The sequence below is a fragment of the Actinopolyspora lacussalsi subsp. righensis genome, assembly GCF_900116555.1.
In the GTDB taxonomy this organism is placed as follows: domain Bacteria; phylum Actinomycetota; class Actinomycetes; order Mycobacteriales; family Pseudonocardiaceae; genus Actinopolyspora; species Actinopolyspora lacussalsi.
The window spans coordinates 19,151-40,379 of the sequence record NZ_FPAT01000007.1; the positions used below are offsets into that span (position 1 = coordinate 19,151).

General features: G+C 69.2%; 21 protein-coding genes and 1 pseudogene. 18 read left to right on the forward strand and 4 right to left on the reverse strand.

Annotation, left to right across the window (positions count from 1 at the left end; genetic code table 11):
- Positions 1-86: 86 nt before the first annotated feature.
- The 4 genes from BM394_RS13530 (at position 87) to BM394_RS13545 (ending at position 3,628) form a co-directional block, all read left to right on the forward strand.
- Positions 87-794, forward strand: coding sequence for a response regulator (locus BM394_RS13530; protein WP_092978892.1), 708 nt, complete (start codon positions 87-89; stop codon positions 792-794).
- Between the two features lie 120 nt (positions 795-914).
- A complete protein-coding gene (locus BM394_RS13535) occupies positions 915-2,246 on the forward strand; it encodes a sensor histidine kinase (RefSeq protein WP_245780182.1) in 1,332 nt (443 codons plus the stop codon).
- Positions 2,247-2,344: 98 nt separating this feature from the next.
- Complete coding sequence (locus BM394_RS23035; protein ID WP_217643502.1) at positions 2,345-3,202, forward strand: (deoxy)nucleoside triphosphate pyrophosphohydrolase; 858 nt, start codon at positions 2,345-2,347, stop codon at positions 3,200-3,202.
- 120 nt (positions 3,203-3,322) lie between these two features.
- A complete protein-coding gene (locus BM394_RS13545) occupies positions 3,323-3,628 on the forward strand; it encodes a YciI family protein (RefSeq protein WP_092922188.1) in 306 nt (101 codons plus the stop codon).
- A 224-nt stretch (positions 3,629-3,852) separates the two neighbouring features.
- On the opposite strand, the gene BM394_RS22455 is transcribed toward BM394_RS13545, so the two are convergent.
- Positions 3,853-4,041: a hypothetical protein gene (locus tag BM394_RS22455; RefSeq protein WP_130468088.1), complete on the reverse strand. Its 189-nt coding sequence runs from the start codon at positions 4,039-4,041 to the stop codon at positions 3,853-3,855.
- Positions 4,042-4,329: 288 nt separating this feature from the next.
- On the opposite strand from BM394_RS22455, the gene typA reads away from it, so the two are divergent.
- The 8 genes from typA (at position 4,330) to dapC (ending at position 13,449) form a co-directional block, all read left to right on the forward strand.
- On the forward strand, positions 4,330-6,237 hold the full coding sequence (gene typA, locus BM394_RS13555; protein WP_092978423.1) for a translational GTPase TypA: 1,908 nt from the start codon (positions 4,330-4,332) through the stop codon (positions 6,235-6,237).
- Positions 6,238-6,519: 282 nt separating this feature from the next.
- On the forward strand, positions 6,520-8,235 hold the full coding sequence (locus tag BM394_RS13560) for an ABC transporter family substrate-binding protein (RefSeq protein WP_245780183.1): 1,716 nt from the start codon (positions 6,520-6,522) through the stop codon (positions 8,233-8,235).
- A 106-nt stretch (positions 8,236-8,341) separates the two neighbouring features.
- Positions 8,342-9,562, forward strand: a complete 1,221-nt coding sequence (locus tag BM394_RS13565) for a threonine synthase (RefSeq protein ID WP_217643516.1) — start codon at positions 8,342-8,344, stop codon at positions 9,560-9,562.
- Positions 9,563-9,618: 56 nt separating this feature from the next.
- Complete coding sequence (mshB, locus tag BM394_RS13570; protein ID WP_092978425.1) at positions 9,619-10,554, forward strand: N-acetyl-1-D-myo-inositol-2-amino-2-deoxy-alpha-D-glucopyranoside deacetylase; 936 nt, start codon at positions 9,619-9,621, stop codon at positions 10,552-10,554.
- A complete protein-coding gene (locus tag BM394_RS13575; protein ID WP_092978427.1) occupies positions 10,544-10,930 on the forward strand; it encodes a hypothetical protein in 387 nt (128 codons plus the stop codon). Before mshB ends, BM394_RS13575 begins: the two co-directional genes overlap by 11 nt.
- A 6-nt stretch (positions 10,931-10,936) precedes the next feature.
- Positions 10,937-11,806 carry a hypothetical protein gene (locus tag BM394_RS13580; protein WP_092978429.1) on the forward strand — a complete coding sequence of 290 codons (870 nt, stop codon included), beginning with the start codon at positions 10,937-10,939 and terminating at the stop codon, positions 11,804-11,806.
- 180 nt (positions 11,807-11,986) lie between these two features.
- Complete coding sequence (fdxA, locus tag BM394_RS13585; protein WP_092625686.1) at positions 11,987-12,307, forward strand: ferredoxin; 321 nt, start codon at positions 11,987-11,989, stop codon at positions 12,305-12,307.
- The gene (dapC, locus tag BM394_RS13590; RefSeq protein WP_092978431.1) at positions 12,304-13,449 is read left to right on the forward strand and encodes a succinyldiaminopimelate transaminase; all 1,146 of its coding nucleotides are present in this window, start codon (positions 12,304-12,306) and stop codon (positions 13,447-13,449) included. Before fdxA ends, dapC begins: the two co-directional genes overlap by 4 nt.
- A gap of 186 nt (positions 13,450-13,635) precedes the next feature.
- Here dapC and BM394_RS13595 read toward each other — a convergent pair whose 3' ends face one another.
- Both BM394_RS13595 and dapD read right to left on the reverse strand, forming a co-directional pair.
- A complete protein-coding gene (locus BM394_RS13595) occupies positions 13,636-14,616 on the reverse strand; it encodes a CHAD domain-containing protein (protein WP_092978433.1) in 981 nt (326 codons plus the stop codon).
- A 149-nt stretch (positions 14,617-14,765) separates the two neighbouring features.
- Positions 14,766-15,755, reverse strand: a complete 990-nt coding sequence (gene dapD, locus BM394_RS13600) for a 2,3,4,5-tetrahydropyridine-2,6-dicarboxylate N-succinyltransferase (RefSeq protein ID WP_092978435.1) — start codon at positions 15,753-15,755, stop codon at positions 14,766-14,768.
- Positions 15,756-15,894: 139 nt separating this feature from the next.
- Between dapD and dapE the strand changes: the two genes are divergently transcribed.
- Positions 15,895-16,986: a succinyl-diaminopimelate desuccinylase gene (gene dapE, locus BM394_RS13605; RefSeq protein WP_092978900.1), complete on the forward strand. Its 1,092-nt coding sequence runs from the start codon at positions 15,895-15,897 to the stop codon at positions 16,984-16,986.
- A 93-nt stretch (positions 16,987-17,079) separates the two neighbouring features.
- Here the strand turns inward: dapE and BM394_RS13610 are convergent, their stop codons facing one another.
- Entirely contained in the window at positions 17,080-18,084 is a 1,005-nt protein-coding gene (locus tag BM394_RS13610) for a slipin family protein (RefSeq protein WP_175530098.1), read from the reverse strand.
- A 254-nt stretch (positions 18,085-18,338) separates the two neighbouring features.
- On the opposite strand from BM394_RS13610, the gene BM394_RS13615 reads away from it, so the two are divergent.
- The 5 genes and pseudogenes from BM394_RS13615 (at position 18,339) to BM394_RS13635 (ending at position 21,226) form a co-directional block, all read left to right on the forward strand.
- Positions 18,339-19,208: an LOG family protein gene (locus tag BM394_RS13615; protein WP_217643503.1), complete on the forward strand. Its 870-nt coding sequence runs from the start codon at positions 18,339-18,341 to the stop codon at positions 19,206-19,208.
- Positions 19,209-19,231: 23 nt separating this feature from the next.
- A complete protein-coding gene (locus BM394_RS13620; RefSeq protein ID WP_092978437.1) occupies positions 19,232-19,801 on the forward strand; it encodes an LOG family protein in 570 nt (189 codons plus the stop codon).
- Positions 19,802-19,933: 132 nt separating this feature from the next.
- Positions 19,934-20,269 (forward strand): PadR family transcriptional regulator, encoded by a 336-nt coding sequence (locus BM394_RS13625; protein WP_092978439.1) that lies wholly within the window; start codon positions 19,934-19,936, stop codon positions 20,267-20,269.
- A gap of 35 nt (positions 20,270-20,304) precedes the next feature.
- A pseudogene (locus tag BM394_RS23940) lies at positions 20,305-20,607 on the forward strand (DivIVA domain-containing protein); the annotation flags it as partial.
- A gap of 157 nt (positions 20,608-20,764) precedes the next feature.
- The gene (locus tag BM394_RS13635; protein ID WP_092978444.1) at positions 20,765-21,226 is read left to right on the forward strand and encodes an SRPBCC family protein; all 462 of its coding nucleotides are present in this window, start codon (positions 20,765-20,767) and stop codon (positions 21,224-21,226) included.
- Positions 21,227-21,229 lie beyond the last annotated feature (3 nt).

Below are 21,229 nucleotides of genomic sequence, written 5' to 3' on the forward strand. Positions count from 1 at the left end.
GACGCCGACGACCCGTCAATGGTGGACCGTGCCGTCCACCGCGATGGAAACCGGGCGTGCGATGCGTTGTCGACGGTGTCGCGGGCATGCTGAGAGTCGTGAACCATGAGAACACTCCCGTCCGAGTACTGGTGGTCGACGACGAAGCGGGTGTCCGGACCGCCCTGCGTCGCGGCTTGTCCGCCGAAGGTATGGAGGTCACCGTTTGCGCGGAGGGGCACGAAGCGCTCCGGCTGGGCGCGACGGGATCGTTCGACGTCATTCTGCTGGACGTGCTGCTTCCCGGCCTGTCCGGTTACCGGGTGCTGGAGCGGTTACGGCATCGCGGGATACACACACCGGTGCTGCTGGTATCGGCCAAGGACGGTGAGTTCGACCAGGCCGACGGGCTGGATCTGGGAGCCGACGGCTACGTGGTCAAGCCGTTCTCGTTCGTGGTGCTGGCCGCGCAGGTGCGGGCGCTCGTTCGCAGGGGTGACATCCCCGCCAGGCAGGAAAGCCTCCGGGTCGGTGAACTCGAGATCGACCGCTCCGGACGCAAGGTCAGCTGGGCCGGTGATCCCATCGCGTTGTCCCCCAGGGAGTACAAACTGCTGGTGGCGTTGGCGAGTCGCCCGGGCACGGTGCTGACCAAGGAGGACCTGCTGCAGGCGGTGTGGGGCAACGACCAGGAGGTCACCCGCAACGTGGTGGAGGTCTACGTCGGTTATCTGCGGCGCAAGCTCGACGCGGTCGGTGCGGGAGAACTGGTGGAGACGGTGCGCGGCCACGGGTACCGGATGAACGATGCGTGAAGCACGGCGTCGGTTCGGCCCCGCTGTTCCAGCCCGGCACGAAGGGCGTGCCACCTCATGAGACGCCGTTTCCGGTTCGTGGCCGGTCGCGGTCCCCGTGCCTGGTGGAGGCGGCGGACCGTGCAGTTCCGCACCAGCGTCGCCGCCGTGTTCGCCTCGCTGCTCGGGCTGGCCGTGATCGTGTCCATCAGCGGTGCGTTCATCGGGCTGCTCTCGCTGGAGTCGGTGGACACGAGGCTTCGCACCGAGTCGCGTGCCGCCGCGGCGAACCTGACCGGGGGTTCCGCTCCCGGGCGGGTCGCCGGAGACGGCATCCGGGTGCTGGACACCGCGGGCAACCCGGTGGACGGACGGGGGGCCACCGCGCTGCGGCCGTGGGAGATCAACAGTCTGAAAGCGGGCAAGGGCGTCACCAGAGCCGGTGGAAGTGGTGGTTCCGGTGCGGGAGTGCGCTGGGTGGGTCGTGTGGTGGCCGCGCCGAGCGGCAAACCCCTGCTGGTGCTGGCCCGGACGGACCTCTCGGCCTATCGCGACGTTCGCACCACCGCGAACCGGGTGCTCGGGCTCGGATCACTGGTGGTCGCGCTGATGGTGGGCACGGCGACCTGGTCGGCCGTACGCGGGGCGCTTCGCCCGGTGCGCCGGATGCGGTTGGCCGCGGCGCGACTGCCGGTGGGGGAGCGACTGCCGCTGCCGGAGGCCGACGACGAGCTGCGCTCGCTCGCGCGGGCGACCAACGACATGCTCGCCCGGCGTGACGCGGACACCGAGCGACTGAGCAGGTTCACCGGGGACGCGGCGCACGAACTGCGCAATCCGGTGGGCTCGATCCGGGCACAGGCGGAGGTCGCGGTGGTTCACCCCGATCCGGAACTGGCCCAGGAGACGCTGCGGCAGATCGAGCAGGAGGCCCGACGCCTGTCCGAGCTGGTGGAGGGGCTGCTGGCGCTGGCGCGCTCGGACACCGCGACACCTCCTGAAGGGGAACCGGTGGAACTCGTGGCGGCCGCACGCCTGGTGGTGGACCGGTCGAACACGGCGGGCACCGGAACCAGGGTGCGACTGGCCACACCACTGTCCGCCGTCACCGTGTGGTCCACGCCCGCCGAGGTCGCCACCGTGCTGGACAACCTCATCGCGAACGCGCTGCGCTACGCACGGGCCATCGTGCGTGTCTCCGTGCTGCCGACCTCGCGGGGCGCGCGGCTGCTCGTGGACGACGACGGGCCGGGCATAGCACCGGAGCATCGCCCCCACGTGTTCGAGCGGTTCTACCGTGCCGAACCCGATCGCGCACGCGACGGTGGTGGCTCGGGGCTGGGACTGGCGCTGGTCGCCGAAGTGGTCCGACGACGCGGCGGATCGACACAGGTGGGGACTTCTCCGGAAGGGGGCGCGCGGTTCGAGGTTCGCCTTCCCGACCGGGGCGGTGACCGGACTCGGGGGTTGTGACCGGAGCGGGGAGTGGCGGACTGCCCGAACCGTCGGTGTTCCGGCGTGTTCTCGCCCCGGGGAAATCGCCCCGCACCGGGGCGGGCACGATTCCTGTCGTGCTGGAATCCGCTTTCGCCGTCGACGCTCCCGTCCACGTGGTCGCCGCGGCGCTGCGGCACACCCGTACCGTGACCGGATTTCTCGGCGCGACAGCGGAACGAGCGCCCGAAGCGGTGGGGGAGCTGTTGCTGGCCGGCGATCGGTTTCCAGTCGCCGTCGGTGCGGGTGACGCGGCGGACCCCGATGACGCGGGCGGTGAAAGTGTCGGGGTGGGAACCGTGCTGCGTGCCGACGAGACGGGGCTGCGGTTGCGCCTCGACTCGCCCGCGGTCGATGGTTCGGCGCTGCTGGAGTTCAGGCCGGAGGAGCGTACGACGGGTAACCGGTCCCGTTGCGAGGTTCACCTGGCGGGGGATGGCCTCCCCGAGTGGTTGTGCGGGCGAGTGAGCGCCTGTCTCGCAGCGGTGCGGGAGCTCGTCTCGGAGTGGGCGCCCCGGCCGGTCGTGGTGGGTACCGCGCTCGTCGAGGACGGGATGTTGCTCGCGCAGCAGCGGCGTTATCCCGCTCACCACGCGGGCAGCTGGGAACTACCCGGCGGCAGGGTCGAACCGGGTGAGGGCGAGCCGGAGGCGGTGGTGCGGGAGTGCCGCGAGGAGCTCGCCACCGAGGTGGTTCCGCTGGGGAGAGTGGGAACCGACATTCCGCTGTCAGCGGGGTCCGGCATGTCGCTGCGGGTTTGGCGGGCACGGCTGGCGGCGGGTGCGCGCCCGCCCGTTCCGGTGGAACACCGGGCGCTGCGCTGGATCGAACTCTCCCAGTTGGTGGGATTGGAATGGCTGGAGGCCGACCGGCTGTTGCTCGACTCGCTGCGGAGGATCATGGTTGCCGAAAGCGGAAAACATGATCCAAAATAGCCCGAAGCGGATTCGCGACTAAATTTCGGATTTGTCTGAAATGTTCTTCCGGTTGGTCGAATAGTGTGGCGTTGTACGACGTTGCTCGCCTCGATTGTCGATCGGCGCTATCGTGAAAGAATGTACGTAGTTCTGGTGCATTACACGGCCCCGTTGGCGGATGTGGACGCGCTGTTGCCGGATCATTCCGAATGGCTGTCCCATCATCAAGACTCCGGAGACTTCGTGGCTTCGGGAAGGCGGCACCCCCGAACCGGCGGAGTCATCATCGCGCGGTCCATGTCGCGTGGGCAGCTGGACGCCATCCTGGCGACCGACCCGTTCGTCGTGCACAAGGTGGCCAGTCAGGAGGTGATCGAGTTCCAGGCGCTTCGAACCATCCCGGAACTGGCCGATTACGCCGATCATCTGACCCCGGCGGAGTAGCGAGCGGGCCGCCTCGGTTCGCGGCACCGTTCGCACGGTGTCGGGTTCCGGGGTGCTCGCGGGGCGGACAGCCCTGGTGCGCGTTCCTGGGGTGGACGGTTCGGGTGTCCCGGAGCCGGATGTCCTGGGGGCGGACGCTTCGGATCCGGATGCCGGAATTCGGGTTCCGGGTTTCGGGGGCCGGATGCGGGGTGCTCCGCGTAGTGACGTCCTCGGTTGGGGTGTTATTGCTCGGTCGTTTCGAGGGCCGCTTTCTTCTCCTTCTTTTTCCGCTTCTTGCGGGCTTTTTCGGCTTCCGCCGCCTTGGACTCCCGGAGTGCTTCGCGTAGTACCACGATCGGGCAGGTTTTGCACGCTGATTTCGAGTGGCAGCACTTTCGTTTCACCTTGATGGTGTCTTTCTTCTTTCCCACGTGGTCCTCCTGCGGGGAGCGGCGGTCAAGGGTGAGGATAGGCGAACCTAACCCTGGTGGGTCAACCGTTGGCCGATGGTGTCGAGCCACACGACCGAATGACCGCCTCGGTGCACTACCCTGGGGGAGAAGAAGCAGGCCGCCGGAAGGGGAGCACGCCGCTGGCGTGTGATCACGAATTCGATTCCGCGGTGGCCACACCCGCCGGTTCCGTCGCGGGCGAACCATCCGGGTGGTTTCCGAAACGAAGCCGTTACCACGACCCGTACGACAGCCAGGAGTTCCTGCGTGTCCGCCACCAGTGTCGCCAGCCCGAACCAGCGCACCCGTACCGATCTGCGCAACATCGCGCTCGTCGCGCACGTCGACCACGGCAAGACCACCCTGGTGGATGCCATGCTCCGGCAGTCCGGCGCGTTCTCCGAGCGCACCGAGCCCGTTGACCGCGTGATGGACTCCAATGACCTGGAGCGGGAGAAGGGCATCACGATCCTGTCCAAGAACACCGCGATCCGGCGGGTGACTCCGGAGGGGTCGACGACCATCAACGTCATCGACACCCCGGGCCACGCCGACTTCGGCGGTGAGGTGGAACGTGGCCTGTCGATGGTCGACGGCGTCATGCTGCTGGTCGACGCCAGCGAGGGGCCGCTGCCACAGACCAGGTTCGTGCTGCGCAAGACCCTCGCGGCCGAGCTTCCGGTGATCCTGGTCGTCAACAAGGTGGACCGGCCGGACTCCAGGGTCGCCGAGGTGGTCGACGAGACCCACGAACTGCTGCTCGAACTCGCGGCCGAGGTCGGTGCCGACGAGTCGGTGCTGGACATCCCCGTCGTCTACGCCTCCGCGAAGGCCGGGCGCTCCGACATGACCGCCCCGGCGCTGGGTGAGGTCCCCGAGAGCGACCTCACACCGCTGTTCAACACCCTGCTCGAGCACGTGCCCGCTCCGAAGGGGGATCCGCAGGCTCCGCTGCGCGCGTTGGTCACCAACCTCGACGCGTCCTCGTTCCTGGGCAGGATCGGCATGTGCCGGATCCACGCCGGTGAGCTGCGCAAGGGGCAGACCGTCGGGTTGTGCCGCGAGGACGGCAGCGTGGAGAAGGTGCGGCTGACCGAGCTGATGGTCACCGAGAACCTGGAGCGGGTCAACGCCGACTACGCCTCGGCCGGTGACCTGGTCGCCATCGCGGGGATTCCCGACATCAACATCGGTGACACCCTCACGGATCCGGAGCAGCCGGATCCGTTGCCGCGCATCACGGTCGACGCCCCCGCCATCTCGTTGACGATCGGTACCAACACCTCGCCCACCGCGGGGCGCAACGGCGGTAGCAAGGTCACCGCCCGGCTGGTCAAGAACCGCCTGGACTCCGAGCTCGTCGGCAACGTCAGCCTGCGTGTCGTGGACACCGAACGCCCGGACACCTGGGAGGTGCAGGGCCGTGGCGAGCTGGCCCTGGCCGTGCTGGTGGAGACCATGCGCAGGGAGGGATTCGAACTCACCGTGGGTAAGCCCGAGGTGGTCACCAAGACCATCGACGGCAAACTGCACGAGCCCTTCGAGCGCCTCTCCCTGGACATCCCGGAGGACCACCTGGGCGCGGTGACCCAGTTGCTGGCCAGTCGCAAGGGCAAGATGGAGACCATGGACGGGCACGGCACCGGCCGGATCAAGCTCGACTACGTGGTTCCCGCGCGCGGACTGATCGGTTTCCGCACCGAGTTCCTCACCGAGACCAGGGGAGCGGGAATCGCCAACCACGTCTTCGAGGGCTACTACCCGTGGGCGGGTGAACTGCGCACCCGCAACAGCGGATCGCTCGTGGCCGACCGCACCGGTCCGGTCACCAACTACGCCCTGATGCAGCTGTCCGACCGGGGGACCTTCTTCGTCGAGCCCGGTGACGAGGTCTACGAGGGAATGGTTGTCGGGGAGAATCCCAGGGCCGAGGACCTGGACCTCAACGTCACCAAGGAGAAGAAGCTCACCAATATGCGCTCGGCCGGTTCCGAGGAGCTGGAACGGCTCGCTCGCCCGCGCAAGCTGGGCCTGGAGGAGGCGCTGGAGTTCTGCTCCGCGGACGAGTGCGTCGAGGTGGGACCCAAGGCGTTGCGCATTCGCAAGGTCACCCTGGACGGCACCCAGCGCGGCAGGGAACGCTCCCGGGCCAAGTCCAGGGACTCGCAGGGCTGACCGAACGTTGCCGCCGGCCCGAACCGGTTCCGGTCCGACCCCGGGGTTTCGGGGGTGGTCGGCAGGGGACTCCGCTCCCGCGCCGACCGTCTCGCGGAGTCGCCGGGTGGAACCGGTTCGGAATGTGGCATGGTCGTGTCCGTTCGGAACCATGTGACGGCAGGGCGGCGGGTAGAACGACGTCGCCCGTGTGGGGGCGTCCGTGAGGGTCGTGGTTCCGGCCGGATCCGCAACGGAGGTTCGTCCAGCGTGTACCGAACTCGGCGTCGTGTGCTTCCCGTCGTGTCACTGCTGTTGGTCTCGTTGACCGTGCTCGCGGGTTGCACGAACGCGCCGCCACCACCGCTGGTCGAGTCGACCTCGCCGAGCCCCAGCTCCGAACCCCCGAGCGAACCACCCAAACCCAAGGTCGTCGTGGCGAGCGTCGACGAACTGCGCGGTGGTTTCAACCCGCACGTGCTGGCCGACCAGTCACCGGTCACCGACGCGCTGGCCGAACTCATGCTTCCCTCGGCGTTCGTGCCCGGCAAGAACGGTGAACGGGTGCTCAACGAGACGTTGCTGGAATCGGCCGAGGTGGTCGAGGACGCCGAGAAGTTCACCGTGCGCTACCGGATTCGCACCGCGGCGGGCTGGTCGGACGGCGCGCCGATCGCGGCGGAGGACTTCGTCTACCTCTGGGAGCAGCTCCGCAGCCAGCCCGGGGTGATCAATCCGGTGGGCTACCGGCTGATCTCGAACGTGGAGTCCCGTCAGGGCGGAAAAACCGCGCGGGTCACCTTCGACAAGCCGTATCCGGGCTGGAAATCGCTGTTCGACCACCTGCTGCCCGCGCATCTGCTCAAGGACGCTCCCGGTGGGTGGGTGGACAACCTGGACTACGGATACCCCGCTTCCGGCGGACCGTTCGCCATACGCACGTTCGACCTCGACCGTGGCGAGGTCGTGCTGATGCGCAACGAGCGCTACTGGGGCGACCCCGCCCAGTCCAACCGCATCGTGCTGCGCAAGGCGGCACGTGCCGAGAACATAACCGCGCTGCGCAGCGGGAACGTGCAGGTGGGGATGTTCTCGGCCGATGCCGCCACGATGGATGCGCTGCGCGGTCTCGGTGAGGACGTCCAGCTGACCACGATGCCCCGTCCGGTGAGCAGCACACTGTTGCTGCGGCCGAACAGTCCACAGCTCGGCGACGTTCGGGTACGCCGAGCCGTGCTGGCCGCGCTGGACCGGCAGGAGCTGATCGACACCGGGACCGGTGGCGGCCCGGCCGCGAACCTTCCCGCCCACGCCCAGGTGCTGGCCCCCTCCCAGCCCGGCTACGTTCCCACCGAGCCCTCCGGCGACTACACGGAAGATCCCTCGCCGAAACGCGTCGAGCAGCTGCTCACCAAGGCGGGATACCAGCACAGCGGTGGTAGCTGGGTGCGGAACGGCTCACCGCTGAACCTGGTCATCGCCGCCCAGTTCCGGGAGGACTCCCACGAGGCGATCGCCAACTCCGTGGCGGAACAGCTCAACGAACAGGACATCCAGACCACCGTTGTCACCCCCAAGGGTGATGAGCTCTACCGCACCATGCTCACTACGGACCCCGATGTGCAGGACCCACCGAGTTCCGCCGGTATCGACCTCGCGGTCGTCTCCCGGCCGGTGAGCACCGATCCCGCCGCCACCTTGGCCGCACAGTGGGGTTGTCCTGCGGTCGATCCCGACACGGGACGGACGCGCCGGTTCAACATGGTCGGTTTCTGCGATCAGCTACTGCAGCCGACGATCGAGGCGGCCACGACCGGAGAGGCTCCCTTCCGACGCGCCTCCGAGCGGGTCGAGCCCGCCCTGTGGTCCGAGGCGGTCGCACTGCCGCTCTACCAGGAGGCGCAGGTGCTCGCCGTGCGGCGGGAGGTCAGCGGAGTGCACGACGGTCCCGGGTTCGCGGGTCCGTTCAGCAGTGCGGGTGAGTGGGTGGGAACACCCGGTGAGAGCTACGACTGGTGATCCGTTCAGGTCCGGCGTCGCTCGGAAATCAGGTGGTCCCGCACGGCCTGGTCGGTTAGGTTGACCGGGGTCGGCACACCGAAGGGAGCGAACCGTCTTGACCGCAGTGATCCCGGGTTCGGATCCGCACGACGCCGCCGGGAACTCCTCCGGCACTCCCTTGCTCCTAGGGCTGCGCTGCGTCCGGTGCGGCGCGCGTGGCGAACCGCGCGAGGACACCGCGGGCTGTCCGGACTGCCGGGCCGAGGGCGTGCCCGCCGCGATGCTTGCCGAGCACGATCTCACCGGAACGGACGGTGTGGAACTGGCACGGCGCTGGGCGGCGAGGCGCGAGGGCATGTGGTCCTACCGCGAATTGCTGCCGGTGGCTCGCGAACACGCGGTTACCCTGCGTGAGGGCGGCACCCCGCTCGTCCCGCTGGCGGTGGGAGCGCACGAGGGCAGCCACCGGATGCTGCTCAAGGACGAGCGCCGCAACCCCACCGGCAGCTTCAAGGACCGGTTCTACAGCGCCGCCGTCTCCCGAGCCGCACAACACGGTTACGGCACGGTGGCGCTGGCCTCCAGCGGCAACGCCGGGGTCTCTGCCGCGGCCTATGCCGCGCTGGCGGGGCTGGACTGCGTCGTGGTCACCGCGCCCGGAATTCCCGACGTGTGGCGCGGCCTCATCGAGCTGCACGGCGGCCGAGTGCTCCGGGCCGCCGACGTCGACCAGCGGTGGGAGCTGCTTCGTGACAGGGCAGCGGTGGAAGGCTGGGCGGTGCTCACCAACACCTCGACGATCCCGGTGGCCAGCCACTGGGCAGGCATCGAAGGTTACAAGACGATGGCCTACGAGATCGTCGAGGAACTCGGTGATTCTCCCGAGGCGGTGGTCGTGCCCGTGTCCCGGGGCGACGGTTTCGCCGGACTGTGGCTGGGGTTCCGGGAGCTGCACACGCTCGGCATCGTGCGGCGCACGCCCCGCATGATCGCCGCGGAGCGCTACCCCTCGTTGTCCACCGCGTCGCGGCTGGATCTGGAACTGCCGCCCGAACAGCCGGTCGACCCCGACAGCTTCGCATCGTCGATCGGCAACCCGCAGGGCACGGTCATGTCGCTGCGAGTGCTGCGCGAGTCCGGAGGAACGGCGGTCGTCTGTTCCGAGGCGGAGCTCCGCGCGGCCACCGATCGACTCGCCGCGGCCGGTGTGGCGGCCGAACTCAGCTCCGCTGCTCCGCTGGTGGCCGCCGATCGCCTGTGGCGCGAGGGCGAGTTCTCACCCGAGGACCGGGTGGTGAGCCTGATCACTTCGCACGCTTCGCACCAGCCCGCCACCCTGCCGTGACCGGTTCGGTGACCGGTTGCCTCCGGTGAACCGCCACGGAGTCCTAACCTGGACCAGTGACATCGACGACTGAACCGAGCTTGCTGCTGGTGCACGCGCACCCGGACGACGAGACGCTCTGGACCGGCGGCACCATCGCCCGCTACGCCGCCGCCGGAGTGCGGGTGACCCTGGTCACCTGCACGCTGGGTGAGGAGGGCGAGGTCATTCCCGACGAACTTCGCGGGTTGGATTCCGAGGGGGCCGACCAGCTGGGCGGCTACCGCATCGGCGAACTGCGTCGTGCCTGCGCCTCGCTGGGAGTCACCGAGCAGCGCTTCCTCGGCGGCATCGGGTGTTGGCGCGATTCCGGGATGGTGTGGCAGGAGCACGGCAAGACCGCCACCGCGGCACCGCGAAGCCACCCCCGCTCACTGGTCGCGGGCGATCCCGCCGAGCAGACCGCCCAGCTGGAAGCCGCGCTGCGCGAGGTCCGCCCCCAGGTGGTGGTCACCTACGCCTCGGACGGCGGGTACGGCCACCCGGACCACGTTCGGGCGCACGAGCTGACCGTGGCGGCCACCCAACGGGTGCCCGAGGTGCGCAGGTTGTTCTACGCGGTCCGGTCCGTGGCCGATCTCCGGGCGGGACTGGAACGGCTCGGTGAGTCCTCCGACGTGCCGTTCCCGCTGCCCGACGCCGCGGAACTACCGGCCGTCGAACCCGACGAGATCACCACCTCTGTCGATGTCGCGGAACAGCTACCCGCCAAACTCGCCGCATTGCGGGAGCACCGCACCCAGGTGCGAGTCTGGACCGGCGACTCGTCCGGGGGCGTCGGAACGGCTGCCTACGCGTTGTCCAACGGGATCGGCCAGCCGGTGTCGACCACCGAGTACTACGCACTGGGCAGCGGCGACGAGCCGGCACCGAGCACGGACCTGTTCGCCGGGCTGAACACGACCTCGGAGCGGGCCGCGACTTCTGAACAGGCGGGAAGCCATGACGAGTGAGCACACCACGAAACAGCCGGAGCACGGCCTGATCGCGCTGCTGGCGCTGGACGCGCTGCTGCTCGCGATCCTCGAACTGTTCTTCCTGCCCTCGTACCTGGGCCCGGTGCAGTTCCCGATAACCGCTGCCGTGGCGGCCGTGACCAACCCCCTGCTGGTGGCGGTGACGGCCAAGAGCACCCCGAACGGTGCGGCCTGTTGGGTGCCGGTGCTGGTGTGGTTTCTCACCGTGTTCGTGCTGGGGGTGTTCGGCCCGGGTGGCGACGTGCTGCTGCCCGCGCAGGACTGGCGCACTTATCTGCTGATCGCGGCCGGGGTGCTGCCCGCGGCGGCCATGATCGGCATCGTGCGGAACGCTCCGCCGGGTGCGAGGTGAGCCACCGTGGCCGAGGTGATCACCGACGAACGACTCGCCGAGGTGCTGCGGCCGTTCGTGCGTGCCTGCGATCCGGTGCTGCGCGCGCTGCGGGAGTCCGACCCGTTCCGGCTGCGCGGCAGGTTCGATCCACAACCCACCGGGGACGACCTCCGCGCCGGTGCGGACGGCGCGAGCGGCCGAGCCACCGGCGAACTCGAATCGGTGACGGATCACCGAACGGATGCGGCGGACGGTTCCCGGCGGAAGAACGTCGCGGGGTTGCTGCGCAGGCTCGACGGTATGCGGGTTCCCGGCAGCTCGGCCTGGGACGCGATGACCGTCTCGCAGCGCTGCGACTGGTGGTCGCTGCGGGTGGGCAGATTCCTCGCCGCGATCGTCGGGCTGCCCCGTTTCGGTGGGGTCATCACTTCCAAACTGCCCCTGCGCAACGCGCTGGGAACGGTCGCGCAGGTACTCGTCCTCGTCGCCGTCGCAGGTGAACACGGACTGCACGACCGGACGGAGCAGGTCAGGATGATCGCGCACGTGATGCTCGGTCGCGATATTTCCCGCGAGGTCGCGGCGGGCGGCGGTACCGAGCAGCAGCGGGCCGAAGAGCGGCGGGCGGCCGAGCTCACCGGTGAACTGACGGACGGGCGGCGCTCCCGCCCCAGGGCGCTCGCACGGGCGGTGTGGCGAATGGCACGTGCGCTCTGGGAGGTGCACGCCGCGCTGGACGCGCGCCCGCAGGGAAGGCTGCACCACGAGGTGCTCGGCTCGCTGCCCGTGGTCGGTGTCGTAGGCGGTTACCTGGGAGAACGAGCCGCGCTGCGGGGTATCGCGCGGAAGGCGAGCAAATGGATCAACAAGCGAGGTAGGTTGTCAACCGACTGAGTACTCACGGTGTCGCCACGGCGCGTGGCCGTTTACCGGCGAGTGCGGGGCCGAGTACCCTCATCGTGGCTCCCGCGCTGTGGAACCATCTATGTGTACGGGGCGCTTCCGAGGGATACTGGCGTCAGCCGCGCGGAAACCGGCGCGGGACGAGAAAACGTACCAAGCAGGAGAGCAATCGTGACCTACGTGATCGCCGAGCCCTGCGTCGACGTGCTCGACAAGGGATGCATCGAGGAATGCCCCGTCGACTGCATCTACGAGGGCGGGCGGATGCTCTACATCCATCCGGACGAGTGCGTCGACTGCGGTGCCTGTGAACCGGTCTGCCCGGTGGAGGCCATCTACTACGAGGACGACGTTCCCGACGAGTGGGCCGCCTACACGCAGGCCAACGTGGACTTCTTCGACGACCTGGGCTCACCGGGCGGTGCAGCCAAGGTGGGCAAGGTCAACAAGGACGTCGAGCCCGTGTCCAGCCTGCCCCCACAGGGCGAATGAGTGTCGACGGTTTGTCCGGCGGTGTCGCGGTAACCGGGCAGTCATCGCCCGAGCCGCGGGGCCCCCGGCTGCCCGAGTTCCCGTGGGACTCGCTCGCCTCGGCCGGTGAGCTGGCGCGTTCGCATCCCGACGGTGTGGTCAACCTGTCGGTGGGCACCCCCGTCGACTCGGTGCCGCCCGTGTTGCGTGAAGCCCTCGCCGCCGGGGCGGACTCGCCCGGTTATCCGGCGACGCACGGTACGGCGGAACTCCGTTCCACCGCCGTCGAGGCCCTGCGGCGCAGGCACGGCGTGACCGGGCTCGACACGGAAGCCGTGCTGCCCACGGTCGGCTCCAAGGAGTTCGTCGCCTGGCTGCCCACCCTGTTGGGAGTCCGTCCCGGGGACGTGGTGGCGATTCCCGAACTGGCCTATCCCACCTACGAGGTGGGGGCCCGCCTGGCCGGTGCCGAGATCGTTCGGCTGGCTCCCGGACAGGCCCCGCCCACCGGGACCGCCCTGGTGTGGCTGAACTCGCCGTCCAATCCCACCGGGCGGGTCGACAGTGCCGCCACGATGGCCGAATCGGTGCGCGCGGCACACGAGGTCGGTGCCGTGGTCGCCTCCGATGAGTGCTACCTGGACCTGGGGTGGCGGAACCGGCCGGTGTCCGTACTGGACCGCGCGGTGTCCGGGGAGTCGCCGGACGGGGTGCTGGCGGTTCACTCGCTGTCGAAGACCTCCAACTTCGCGGGCTACCGAGCGGGCTTCGTCACCGGTGATCCGCGGCTGGTAGGCAACCTGCTGGAAGTGCGCAAGCACGCCGGAATGATCATGCCCCGGCCCGTGCAGGAGGCCATGACCGCCGCGCTCGGCGACGACGAGCACGTGCGGCAGCAGTACGAGCGCTACCGCGCGCGGCGCGAGCGGCTGTGGAGCGCGCTGGAGGGCGCCGGGTTCCGGATCGACCACTCCGAGGCCGGGCTCTACCTGTGGGCGAGCGGCGGCACGGGCGCCTGGAGCACGGTGGACTGGCTGGCTCGGCGCGGGATCCTGGTGGCCCCCGGCACGTTCTACGGCCCCTCCGGTGAGCAGCACGTGCGGGTGGCGCTGACCGCTTCCGACGAGCGGGTCGAAGCCGCCACGCGACGTCTCGCCGAATAGTGGCTGTTCCGGGGCGGGGACGGTTCGGCGCGGCGATTTCGCGAGAAATTGACGCGCCGTCGGGATGCCGGTTCACGTCCCCTTCCCGAGTGCGTCGAATCGGCACGGTACCGCGAACCGGCGAGAACTCCGCACGGAATCCCGGTTCTGGCGAACCGGTCCGCGCCCCATCGCCGTAAGGACCCGCTAAAGCTCCAACCGCCGCAGCTTCCGCCAGGCGGGCCACCACGCCTCGCGCTGTTTCACCCTGCGAGCCCGCGCTCGCTCGGCCAGTCGCCCCGCCACGAACACGACCTCGGGATCCCGGACGGGAGCCGGTCCCGAGCCGTCCTCATCGCCGTGGGTCAACCACCACAGCCACTCCTCGGTCACCACCGCGTCCTGGTGCACCCCGAGCACGTCCTGCAACTTCTCGGCGGCGGCGAGCACCTCCCCGACGACGCCGTCGAACACCGGCACCGCCAGTTCCGCGCAGTAGCGGAGCCGTTTGGTCTCGATCCGCAGCGCGTGCAGCCGCTCGTCCGTCGGCGGATCACCCAGCCGACCGACAGCGCGCTCGACGGTCCGCACGCCGTCACGCACCAACTCGTACAGCGCGTCGGACTCGGCGGGCGGATCCGAGGCGATCGGCGGGCCGCCGTGCACCGCCTCGCCCAGCGACCACAGCAACCGCCGGTAGCGCTCGGCCCGCATCATCTCCAGCAGGTCCGCGCGAGCGGACTCGCGCCGCTCGGTCAGCTCGTCGACAAGACGATCAGCGGGTACCCGCTCGGCCTCGTCCAGCTCCTCGCGTTCCTCGCGAAGTCCTGCCAGCTGGACGTCCAGGTCCCGAACCGGCCCCAGTCCGCGTCCCAGCCAGCCGAGCTCGGCCCGCAGCGCTCGGCACCAGTCCTGTTCGAGCCAGCTCCGCCCGGCCTTGAGCACCGCCCGCATCCGGCGAACCGACACCCGCATCCGGTGCAGGTCCTCGGGATCCGAGCCGGAACGCGTCCCCGGGTCATGTGCCAGCAGCGCCCTGGTCCTGGTGTCCAGCGCGGCGCGGATGTGCTCGACGACCGACGCGCCGTGCGCGGCGCGCACCGGCTCGACGGGCAGACCGATGTCGATCGGATCGGTCCCCGTCGAGGTCCGGTTGCGCGCGTCGTTCCGAGCGTCGTCCGAGGACATGCCGTCATGGTAGTGCCGACACGACCTTCCCGGCCCGGTTTCCGGGGCGTGTTCGCGGCAGGACGACTCACCCACCCGATGTCGGGCCGCCCGGAGCGGGAACCCGCGTGAGGTTCCGTCGAGCGAGCAACCCGACCGGAAAGCCTCGATCAGTCGTTGGCGTGCAGCGCGGCGTTGAGCTCCACCTTGCCGCCGGTGCGTGCCATGACCTCGACGGCGCCGGTGTTCGAGTTGCGCCGGAACAGCAACCCGTCCGCGCCGGACAGCTCCGCGGCCTTGGTCAGCTTGCCGTCCTCCAGGGCGACCTTGGTGCCCGCCGTGAGGTACAGTCCCGCCTCCACGACACAGTCGTCGCCCAGCGAGATGCCGCAGCCGCCGTTCGCGCCGATCAGGCAGCGCTCGCCGACCGAGATCACCTCACGACCGCCACCGGACAGCGTGCCCATGATCGAGGCGCCGCCCCCGACGTCCGAGCCGTCACCGACGACCACGCCCGCCGAGATACGCCCCTCCACCATGGAGGCACCCAGTGTGCCCGCGTTGAAGTTGACGAAACCCTCGTGCATCACGGTGGTGCCGCTGGCCAGGTGGGCACCCAGCCGAACCCGGTCGGCATCGCCGATACGGACCCCCGACGGGATGACGTAGTCCACCATGCGGGGGAACTTGTCGACGCTGTAGACCGTCACCGGGCCACGCGCGCTGAGTCGCAGCCTGGTGGCCTCGAAGCCCTCCACCGGGCACGGGCCGTGGTTGGTCCAGACCGCGTTGGACAGCAGGCCGAACATGCCCTCCAGGTTCTGTCCGTGCGGGCGCACCAACCGGTGCGAGAGCAGGTGCAGCCGCAGGTAGAGATCGTGGGTGTCGGCGGGGGCGTCGGCGAGCTTGCCGATGCCCGTGCGCACGGCCACCACCTCCACACCGCGCGCCTCGTCGCGGCCGAGCAGTTCCGCTCCGGCGTCCCCCAGCGACTCGGCCGCCTCGGCAGTGGTCAGTCGGCTGCTGCCGACCTGCTCGGGTTCACCGAGCCGGACGGTCGGGAACCAGGTGTCGAGCACTGTTCCGTCGTCGGTGATCGTGGCGATTCCCACACCGTGGGCGCCGGTAACCTGCGGGTCCGGAGTGTTCGGGCTGCTCATCGTTCTCCAATCGGCTTTGAACTCGGCATTCGAGCCGAGCGGGAGAGTCTTCCCGGGACTCGTGCGGCCACACCCGGGGCCGTGAAAACGGTAATCGCCGCGCCGGTACCGTCTCGCAGTGGGCGGTAGGGTGCCGGACGTGACGCCGCGATTGGATCTCACCACCGACCCGGTCGAACTCACCGCCGCCCTGGTCGACATCCAGAGTGTTTCCGGTTCCGAGGACGAGCTGGCCGACGCCGTGGAACGGGCGCTGCGTACGGACGCCCCGGGGCTGGAGGTCGTACGCAGTGGAAACGCCGTGCTGGCCCGCACGAACCTCGGTCTGGAGTCCAGGGTGGTCCTCGCCGGACACCTGGACACCGTTCCCGTCAACGACAACCTGCCGCTGCGCCGTTCCGGTAGCGCGGACGAGGAGATACTGCACGGCTGCGGGACGGTGGACATGAAGGGCGGCGACGCGGTGATGCTGCACCTCGCCGCGACGCTCGACCGGCCGAAGCACGACCTGACCTTCGTGTTCTACGACTGCGAGGAGGTCTCCGCCGACCGCAACGGGCTCAACCGGATCGAGCGTGACCTGCCCGACTGGATGGACGGTGGGCTCGCGGTGGTGTGCGAGCCGTCCAACGCGGCCGTCGAGGCGGGGTGCCAGGGGACGCTGCGGGTCGAGGTGCGAACCCGCGGGGTTCGGGCGCACTCGGCACGCGCCTGGATGGGGGAGAACGCCATCCACGCGGCCGAGCCGGTGCTGCGCAGACTCACCGAGTACACCCCGCGTGAACCCGAGATCGACGGGTTGCGTTTCCACGAGGGGCTGCAGGCGGTCGGCATCAGCGGCGGTGTGGCGGGCAACGTGGTGCCGGACGAGTGCGTGGTCACCGTCAACCACCGGTTCGCCCCGGACACCTCGTTGGCCGAGGCGGAACAGCGGGTCCGGGAGGTGTTCGAGGGGTTCGAGGTGACCGTGGTCGACGCCGCCAGGGCAGCGCACCCCGGTCTGGCCGAGGATGCGACCAGCGAGTTGGTGCGCGCCTCCGGAGCCTCGCCGGTCGCCAAACTCGGCTGGACCGATGTGGCGCGGTTCGCCGCGCGCGGCATGCCCGCCGTGAACTTCGGTCCCGGTTCGCCGACCCTGGCCCACACTCAGCAGGAGAACGTCGCCGCGGCCGACGTTCGGCACTGCGCCGAGGTGCTGCGTCGGGCGCTGGGGGACGGCGTGCGGGACTGAACCCGCCACGCGAGGTGCCTTTTTCCCACGGGGCGGGGTGCCGAGGCACGGGACGGCCACCCGACCAAACGAGCACGGTTCGTGGGCGGATTCCTACCCGGTGGGGCCGGCGCGTGGGGAGTCCGATTCCTCGGCCCGCTCGTGGGTGTCCCGCTGTTCCGGCACGTGCGGTGGTGACTCCGCTTCGACTCCGCTGGTTCGAACGGACACACCACCTCCGGCGTCGTCCGGCAGTTCGTACCATTCCTCGGCCGTGGAACGGCGCTGTTCGGTCTCTCCGCCGTCCTCGGCCCTGGAGTGGCCGTTGCCCGAGGTGTCCATCGCCGCGGGGGCCGCTTCGGTGGCACCGTCCCGCGTGCGGTCCACGAAGCGCAACAGCTCGACCGGGAACGGCAGCACGAGGGTGGAGTTCTTCTCGGCGGCCACCTCGACCACGGTCTCCAGCAGTCGCAGCTGCAGCGCGGCCGGGGTCTGCCCCATCACCGCCGCGGCCTCCGAGAGCTTGCGGGAGGCCTGGAACTCGCCGTCGGCGGAGATGATCCGCGAACGGCGTTCCCGTTCCGCCTCGGCCTGTCGCGCGATCGAGCGTTTCATCGCCTCGGGCAGTGAGACGTCCTTGATCTCGACCCTGTCGATGTGCACGCCCCAGTTCAACGCGGGGCTGTCGATCATGACCTCCAGCCCCTGATTGAGCTTCTCCCGGTCCGACAGCAGGTCGTCGAGATCGCTCTTGCCGATGATCGAGCGGAGCGAGGCCTGGGCCACCTGGCCCATGGCGAACAGGTAGTCCTCCACGTTGATGACGGCCCTGGCGGGGTCGGTGACGTTGAAGTAGACCACCGCGTCCACCTTCACAGTCACGTTGTCCCTGGTTATCCCCTCCTGGCCCGGTACGGGCATCGTGATGATCTGCATGTTGACCTTGCGCAGTCGATCGACCCCGGGCATGATCGCCGTCAGCCCAGGAGGTCTGACGGTGCGTTGCAGCCGCCCGAAGCGCAGCACCACACCGCGCTCGTACTGCCTGATGATCCGCACACTGGAAGCAGCGACGAGCGCGAGAACGACCAGTACGCCGATGAGTACTTCGATGATCATTTCCGGCTCCCTGCGGCGGCGAGATTCCGTCCCGGCCCTTCCGCCGCTCGTCGGGACGGGGAGACCACGCCGACGACTCGTGCGCGCCACCGCCGTGCGGTGGCGGTACGGATCGCTTGCCCAGGATGTTACTCCGCTCACGGCTTTCGGGGGCGCCGAACGCGTCCGGAAGCGGTAGTGGGTTGAGCCGATCGCCCGTCGTCTGTTCCGGGGACATCATCTCGGGTTCACGCGGAGTGCATAAGCTCGGCGGCATGACGATCGACGGTCAGCGACACCACGGTCCGGAAGGCAACGGAGCACATCACCCGGAAAGCGAGGAACAGCAATCGGTGGGAGAGGTTCTCGGCGGTGACGGTGAGTATCCGAACGGGGACGAACACCCCCACGAAAAGCAGCGCGGTCCCGTAGTGCTGCGCCGCTCCAGGATGGGTGAGCCGACGACCACCGACCAACGGCTGCTCGATTCCAGGGGTCCCGCCGACTGGGTGCACACCGACCCCTGGCGGGTGATGCGGATCCAGGCCGAGTTCGTCGAGGGATTCGGCGCGTTGGCCGAGGTTCCCCGTGCCACCACCGTGTTCGGTTCTGCCCGCACGCCACGGGAGCACGAGGAGTACCGGGAGGGAGTGCGGCTGGGATCGGCCCTGGCGGGAACCGGATCCGCCGTGATCACCGGTGGTGGGCCCGGCACCATGGAGGCGGTCAACCGAGGGGCCTCCGAGGCGGGCGGGCTGTCCATCGGACTGGGGATCGAGCTCCCCTTCGAGCAGGGGCTGAACCCGTGGGTCGACCTCGGGGTGAACTTCCGGTACTTCTTCACGCGTAAGACGATGTTCGTCAAGTACGCCCAGGCGTTCGTGTGCCTGCCCGGTGGGTTCGGGACGATGGACGAACTGTTCGAGTCGCTGACCCTGGTGCAGACGAAGAAGGTCACCAAGTTCCCCGTGGTGATGTTCGGCCGTTCGTACTGGCGCGGGCTCTACGAGTGGATCCGCGACACCATGCACTCCAGCGGTAAGATCGGTGATCAGGAACTGGGGCTGCTCCACCTGACCGATGACGTCGACGACGCGGTGCGGGTGGTGGAGGAGGCGTACGCCGCCTGGGACGCGACCCACTGAAAGGCTTCGCAGCCGGAGGCAGCATGACACAGCACATCGAGGGACAAGGGGCGAGCGGACAGGTCACCGTGTGCGTCTACTGCGCCTCGCGTCCGGTCCCGGAACGCTACGTACGCCTCGCGGGAGAGGTGGGTTCCGGGATCGCCGAACGTGGCTGGAGGCTGGTTTCCGGCGGCGGGCGGGTGTCCATGATGGGCGAAGTCGCCCGGGCCGCCCGCTCGGGCGGAGCCCGTACCGTCGGCGTCATCCCCCGCGAGCTGGTCGACCGCGAAGTGGCCGACACCGAGGCGGACGAGCTGCTGGTGGTCGACACGATGCGGGAACGCAAGGGGCTCATGGACGCGCACGCCACGGCCTTTCTCGCGCTGCCGGGCGGTATCGGTACCTGCGAGGAGCTGTTCGAGGTGTGGACATCGCGCTACATCGGCATGCACACCAAACCCGTGGTGCTGCTGGATCCGGACGGGCACTACCGCGGCCTGCTGGACTGGACCCGTGAACTCGCGGAATCCGGCTTCGCCTCGCGGGAGTCGCTGGACGCGCTGACAGTGGTCGGGGACGTGGACTCGGCGTTGCGGGCCTGTTCGGGCTGACTCCCGGTGCCCCGATCGGGGTTCGAGAGTTCGCTGTGACGCGACTCATCCTCACCGGGGTGTGGACGGGACCTAAGTCTCTTGCGGGAAATTCGGTGACAGTGTCCATCCGGGAACGTAGAGTGGCTACCTGTGAAAGCTGATGCGCTCCGCGGTCATTTGGACGGACTGCTGCTGGCCACACTGGACGGCAAACGGCTGCACGGCTACGCGATCATCGAGGCACTGCAACAGCGCAGTGGTGGCGCCGTGTCGTTGCCGACCGGGACCGTGTACCCGGCGCTGCGGCGACTCGAACGAGCGGGTTACGTGCGCAGCGAGTGGAGCACCGTCGGTGGCAGGCAGCGGCGGACGTACAGCCTGACCCCTTCCGGGATGCGAACGCTCAACGACGAACGGCGTGCCTGGCGCGAGTTCACGGCGGCCATCGACGGTGTGCTCGGGTCGCCCGCCGCATCGGTCCGATAACGCCGCGCGGGAAGTCACGTGCCACGATCTGTGCTGTGGCAAGTGCACTCATCTACGTCGTGATCGTGCTCGCGGTGGCGGCGGTGGTCTATCTGCTGGCCGTGCTCGTGTTCGGACGCGGTGAGGAACTGGAACCGTTGCCGCCGGGGGCCACCCCGACCCGGTTGCCGCCCCCGCCGGTGACCGGGGAAGATGTCCGATCGCTGCGTTTCCAGCAGGTCTTCCGCGGCTACAAGGCCTCCGAGGTCGACTGGGCGTTGGATCGGTTGGCCGACGAGCTCGACGACACGCGGCAGCGCGTCGCGTTGCTCGAACAGTCACTTCGCGAGGTCGAGAGCCGCGCGACGCGCGGCGAAGGGCCCGAACGGTCACACGGCGAAGCGGACCGGCCACACGCGGAAGAGGATCGGTCCGACGGCGGTGAGGGCCAGTCCGACGGCGGTGAGGAGCAGCCGCACGGGGGAGAGGACCCGGCAGGCCGGGAAGGTGACAACCATGATCGAACGTGAACTGCGGTCCACGATATCGGTTCCCCACGCTCCCGAGGTGGTCTGGGCCGCGGTGACCGACTGGTCCAGGCAGGGCGAGTGGATGTTGGGAACCCGGGTGTGGATCGCGGGAGGTGGTGGGGACCGCCCCGGTTCGGAACTGGCGGCCTTCACCGGGGTCGGTTCGCTGGGGGTGCTCGACACGATGCGGATCGAGGTCTGGCAACCACCCGAGAAGTGCTCCGTGCGGCACACCGGGGCGCTGGTGCGGGGCACCGGTGGTTTCGTGGTGGAGCCCGACGCTGCGGGTGGTAGCCGGTTCCGCTGGTGGGAACGCTTCGAGCTTCCCACGGTGTTCGCGGTCGGTTGGCCGCTGGCCGCACCCGCCGTCGAGTGGGGCCTGCGTCGTTCGCTGCGCTCCTTCGTCGCGTTCTGCCGGAACTACGAGACCGAGTGGGGAGAACGGTGAGTG

What these genes read in the sequence shown, in the direction of transcription:
- BM394_RS13530 (WP_092978892.1), top strand. Translation starts at nt 87, where the DNA reads ATGCTGAGAGTCGTGAACCATGAGAACACTCCCGTCCGAGTACTGGTG.
- dapC (WP_092978431.1), top strand. Translation starts at nt 12,304, where the DNA reads ATGAGTGTCGACGGTTTGTCCGGCGGTGTCGCGGTAACCGGGCAGTCA.
- BM394_RS13635 (WP_092978444.1), top strand. Translation starts at nt 20,765, where the DNA reads ATGATCGAACGTGAACTGCGGTCCACGATATCGGTTCCCCACGCTCCC.
- BM394_RS13620 (WP_092978437.1), top strand. Translation starts at nt 19,232, where the DNA reads ATGACACAGCACATCGAGGGACAAGGGGCGAGCGGACAGGTCACCGTG.
- BM394_RS13545 (WP_092922188.1), top strand. Translation starts at nt 3,323, where the DNA reads ATGTACGTAGTTCTGGTGCATTACACGGCCCCGTTGGCGGATGTGGAC.
- BM394_RS13615 (WP_217643503.1), top strand. Translation starts at nt 18,339, where the DNA reads ATGACGATCGACGGTCAGCGACACCACGGTCCGGAAGGCAACGGAGCA.
- BM394_RS13595 (WP_092978433.1), bottom strand. Translation starts at nt 14,616, where the DNA reads ATGTCCTCGGACGACGCTCGGAACGACGCGCGCAACCGGACCTCGACG.
- dapD (WP_092978435.1), bottom strand. Translation starts at nt 15,755, where the DNA reads ATGAGCAGCCCGAACACTCCGGACCCGCAGGTTACCGGCGCCCACGGT.
- BM394_RS13575 (WP_092978427.1), top strand. Translation starts at nt 10,544, where the DNA reads ATGACGAGTGAGCACACCACGAAACAGCCGGAGCACGGCCTGATCGCG.
- BM394_RS13610 (WP_175530098.1), bottom strand. Translation starts at nt 18,084, where the DNA reads ATGATCATCGAAGTACTCATCGGCGTACTGGTCGTTCTCGCGCTCGTC.